Annotated in this window: 2 protein-coding genes; both read right to left on the bottom strand. The window is 64.8% G+C overall.

What is annotated here, in order from left to right; genetic code table 11:
• Nucleotides 1-287 (bottom strand): cob(I)yrinic acid a,c-diamide adenosyltransferase (locus EN969_RS34410; RefSeq protein WP_206525376.1); only part of this gene is annotated, 287 nt, incomplete at its 3' end.
• 1 nt (nucleotide 288) lies between these two features.
• Nucleotides 289-571: bifunctional adenosylcobinamide kinase/adenosylcobinamide-phosphate guanylyltransferase (locus EN969_RS34405; RefSeq protein ID WP_206525375.1), on the bottom strand; the 283-nt coding region annotated here is incomplete at its 5' end.

Below are 571 nucleotides of genomic sequence, written 5' to 3'. Positions count from 1 at the left end.
CCCATCGCGTGCCACACGACACGGTCGCCGAAGGCGGCGAAGGCGTCTTTCTCGCCGGTGTGCCACTTGCCCTTGATGAACTGGACGACACCGACGCGCTTGCCGTAGCCGAGCATCCGCAGCGCCAGCCCGAAGGCGGCCGTGGTCTTGCCTTTGCCCGGGCCGGTGTTGACGATGAGCAATCCCTTCTCGACCGTCTTGCTCGCCACCTCGGCATCCTGCACCGCCTTGCGCTTGGCCATCTTGGCGCGGTGGCGCTCTTCGTCCTTATCGTCGATATCGGTCATATCATTTCACCTTGAGCGGCAGCCCCGCCACCATCAGCAGCACCGTATCGGCAATCGCCGCGACCTGCTGGTTGAGCCGGCCGGCGGCATCGCGAAAGCGGCGCGCCAGTGCATTGTCCGGCACGATGCCTTGTCCGACTTCATTGGACACCAAGAACCAGGGTCCGCGCGGCCGCGACAGCACCTCCGCCAATCGCCGGCATTCCAGCTCGAAATCGTGTTCGGCCAGCATATGGTTGGTCAGCCACAGCGTCAGGCAGTCGACAAGCACCGGCCGATCGTCC

This window comes from Mesorhizobium sp. M7A.F.Ca.CA.003.01.2.1 (assembly GCF_003998945.1).
Lineage (GTDB): Bacteria > Pseudomonadota > Alphaproteobacteria > Rhizobiales > Rhizobiaceae > Mesorhizobium > Mesorhizobium ciceri.
The sequence above is the reverse complement of the archived record's forward strand: the minus strand, read 5'-3'. Positions and strand labels throughout refer to the sequence as shown.